Annotated in this window: 4 protein-coding genes; all 4 read right to left on the minus strand. The window is 60.8% G+C overall.

Annotated features, from left to right (window positions below; all coding sequences use genetic code 11):
• Positions 1–838 (minus strand): ABC transporter permease (locus AC1DT3_RS14555; protein ID WP_477465964.1); only part of this gene is annotated, 838 nt, incomplete at its 3' end.
• Between the two features lie 2 nt (positions 839–840).
• Complete coding sequence (locus AC1DT3_RS14560) at positions 841–1788, minus strand: ABC transporter permease (RefSeq protein WP_477465961.1); 948 nt, start codon at positions 1786–1788, stop codon at positions 841–843.
• Positions 1789–1857: 69 nt separating this feature from the next.
• A complete protein-coding gene (locus AC1DT3_RS14565) occupies positions 1858–3357 on the minus strand; it encodes an ABC transporter substrate-binding protein (protein ID WP_477465962.1) in 1500 nt (499 codons plus the stop codon).
• Between the two features lie 26 nt (positions 3358–3383).
• Positions 3384–3727, minus strand: a 344-nt coding sequence (locus AC1DT3_RS14570) for an oligopeptide/dipeptide ABC transporter ATP-binding protein (protein ID WP_477465963.1), incomplete at its 5' end; no start/stop codon positions are given.

The following is a 3727-nucleotide window of genomic DNA, read 5'->3' on the forward strand; positions in this document are numbered from 1 at the left end:
CACGCAGGCCGTCGCCGAGGAGATTGAAGCCGAGCACGATCAGGAAGATCGCGCTGCCGGGAAAAACCGACATCCAAGGCGCCTGCTCCATGAAGTTCTTCGCCGTGTTGAGCATAGAGCCCCAGGACGGGTTCGGCGGTTGCTGCCCGAGGCCAAGGAAAGAAAGGCTCGCCTCCGCGATGATCGCCGTTGCGATGGTCAGCGTACCCTGCACGAGGATCGGCGGCAGCACGTTCGGGAAAATGTAGCGGACGATGATCCAGAAATCCGGCAACCCGATCGCCCGCGCGCCTTCGACATAGTCTTCGGCTTTGACGGTCAAGACCTGGGCGCGCGTGAGCCGAACAAAAATCGGCATGGCGGACAAGCCGATGGCGATCATCGCGTTTGTAAGACTTGGTCCCAGAAAAGCGGCGAGGGCAATAGCGAGGATGAGGAAGGGGATGGCGAGCAACGCCTCGGTCGCGCGGGAGATCGTGGCATCGATCCAGCCCCCGAAATACCCGGCAAGCAGTCCGAACGGCACTCCGAGAACGACGGCAATCGCCACGGAAACGACGCCTGCCATCAGGGAGGCACGTGCACCCCACAGCATGCGCGAAAGCATGTCGCGGCCGAGTTCGTCGGTTCCGAACCAGAACATCGCGGACGGCGCTTTGCGGATGCTGGAGAAACTCGGCTTGATCGGATCGAACGGGGCGACCAGCGGGGCGACGATCGCCGCGATGACGAAGAAAAGCACGATCAGTCCGCCCAGGAGGGCGCTGTGGTTCTTAAAAAATTTGCCGATTGCGCGACTGCGCTTTTTCGGGAGTGCGATCTGCTCCGCAATGGCCATTGTCATTTGCTGTGCCTCAAGCGGGGATTGACCAGAACATAGAGAACATCGGCGAGAAGATTCATCGCGATGAAGCCGACCGCGGTGCAAAGCACGACGCCTTGTACCACTGCGTAGTCGCGGTTGAACACGGCGTCGACCACCAGTTTCCCGAACCCTGGAATCGTGAAGATCTGCTCCGTCAAAACAGCGCCCGCGAGCAACTCGCCAAAGAGGAGAGTGGAGAGCGTGACGATCGGGATGAGCGCATTGCGCAATGCGTGTTTAAGGATGACGGCGCGAGAGAGAAGTCCCTTCGCGCGCGCGGTCCTGATGTAGTCCGATCTCAGCACACCAAGCATGGCGCTGCGCGTATGGCGCATCAGGCTCCCGGCAAGGCCCGTTCCGAGCACGATCGCCGGCATGATCATCGTCTTGATGTTGAGCCAAAGATCCTCGCTGGGCGAAACGAAGCCCGACGCGGGCAGGAGCTGCCAGCGCACGGAGACCAACATGATCAATAGGATGCCGAGCCAGAAATTGGGAATGGATAGGCCGGACAACGCGACCACGTTTGCCGCGTAATCGACCGTCGTGCCCTTCTTGACCGCCGAGATGATCCCGGCGGGAATGCCGATCAGAAGCGCGACGATCATGGCAAGGATGGCGAGTTCGAGCGTCACCGGAAGCTTGGTGAGCACGAGATGAAGCACCGGAATATCGGTGCGCAGGGAAATACCCAGATTGCCTTGCAGAACCTGTCCCAACCAGGCGAAGTATTGCACTGGAATCGGATCATTGAGGCGGTACTTGTCGCGCAGGAAGGCGAGGACCTCCGGGTCCCGCTCTTCGCCCGCCATGGTGAGAACAGGGTCGCCGGGCAGCAATTGCTGCAGCGTGAACACCAGCACGGACACAATCAGAAGTGTCGGGATGGCGATCGCAAAACGTCGAGCGATGTAGCGAAGCATGACGCCGGGCAACCTCGGTATGCGTGAGAGGACGTGCCCGGCTCCTGGCCGGGCACGCGGTCGACGAGTTTAGGACGCGAACTTCACGCCCTTGAGACGGATCATGCCATCGGGATACGGCTTGAAGCCTTGTACCTTCTTGGAATGCACGAACGGCCAGGTTTGATAATAGGCGTAGACGATGGGCAATTCGTCCTGGAGGATCGCCTGCGCGGAATCATAGAGTTGCTTGCGCTTGGCTTCGTCGTTGGTGACGCGTGCCTCGTTCAAGAGACGATCGACCTCAGCGTTGCAATATTTTCCATCGTTTAGACCACCTTTGCAGGTCACGAACTGGTGAATATTGCCGTCAGGATCGACGCGACCGGACCAGCCGATCTGGTTGACGTCGAAGTTGCCGCCTTGCGCTTCCTTCTGAAGAGCGGCGAACTCGGTCGGCCGCAGTGAGATATCGAAGCCCGCCTCGGCCGCCATGGCCTGGACGATTTCATTGATCTGCTGCGTCGTCGTGCTGTTGCCGAACGCGATCTCGAACTTCACGCGGTCGAAGCCGGCCTCCTTCAGGAGCTGCTTCGCCTTTTCCACATTCCGCTTGCGCGGACCATACTTTTCGTTGGCGTAGATGCTCGCGAGCGGGAAGGGTTGCCCAGCCGGCGTGAAGATGCCCTGGCCGACGACTTCGTTGATGACGTCACGGTCGATCGCCAGTTCGAAGGCCTGGCGTACCCGTTTGTCCTTGCCAAGCGGGTTCTTCGCGCGGTCGCCGTTGTTGGTGTTGATGGTGAAGCCCTGGTAGCCGATGCCGGTTACGGGGGCAAACGTCAGTTTCGAGTCCCCCTTGACCGACGAAATATCGTTCGGCGCCAAGCGCTCCAACATGTCGAGATCCCCGGCGCGCAGGTTGGCGAGGCGCACGGTGGTGTCCGGAATCGGTGTGAAGACGACGCGATCGAAATTGAACTCCTTGGCGTTCCAGTGCTCCTTGAAACGCTCGAGTACGATGCGATCGTTCTGCACACGCTCGACGAATTTGAACGGGCCCGAGCAGACCGGTTTCTGTCCGAATTCCGCCGAGGCGAAAGCCTTGGGAGACAGCATCATGCCGGCGCGATCGGAGAGCTGCGACAACAGGGTCGCGTCAGGCCGCGACAGCTTGACCGAAACCGTCAGGTCGTCGACGACATCGACGCTTTCGACGGAGGTCAGTTCGCTCTTGCGCAGGCTGTCCGGCAAGGTCCGGGCCCGGTCGAGATTGGCTTTCACCGCCGCAGCGTTCATTGCTTCGCCATCATGGAACTTGACGCCGGGCCGAAGTTTGAACGTCAGCGCCTTGCCGTCGTCGTTCCATTGCCAGGCCGTCGCGAGCTCAGGGACGAATTTGAGATCGGGCGTGATGTCGACGAGCTTGTCGCACAACGATGCGAACACGATTCGACCGACGAAGGTCCGTGCGCGGTGCGGGTCGAGTACATCCGGGTCCTCTTGGAGACCGATGCGCAAGGTTTGCGCCGAGACCGCACTGGTCATCAGCAACCCGGCGGCGAGCGCCGCCAAAGACAAGTACCTCATATTGTCCGTCCTCTGTTCTCTCTGGATTAAGGGCCTGGCGCGACAGGCTTATCCTGCCGTTCACGCCAAGTTTCGTAGAGCGCCAGCCGCTTCGCCAGCGCGTGACTTTGCGGCGGCGCAGTCATCGGACTCGCGCCGGCGCTCTGAATTTCGCGCCAAAAATGACAGGCGACCTGACGGCCGCCCGGCGCCGTCTCGAGCTCGGGATGCTTTTCGCGACAGAGTGCCTTCGCGTGCGGGCATCGTGTGTTGAAACGGCAGCCTGGGGGTGGGGCGGCCGGACTTGGAATGTCGCCCTGCAGAAGAACTTTCGGCTGACGGCCAGCCGGACTCGGGATCGGGATCGCCGCGAGCAGCGCCTGCGTATAGG

This window comes from Microvirga sp. P4_G7 (assembly GCF_056401005.1).

Coding starts and splice junctions, on each gene's coding strand:
- AC1DT3_RS14560 (WP_477465961.1), bottom strand. CDS start 1,788: ATGCTTCGCTACATCGCTCGACGTTTTGCGATCGCCATCCCGACACTT.
- AC1DT3_RS14565 (WP_477465962.1), bottom strand. CDS start 3,357: ATGAGGTACTTGTCTTTGGCGGCGCTCGCCGCCGGGTTGCTGATGACC.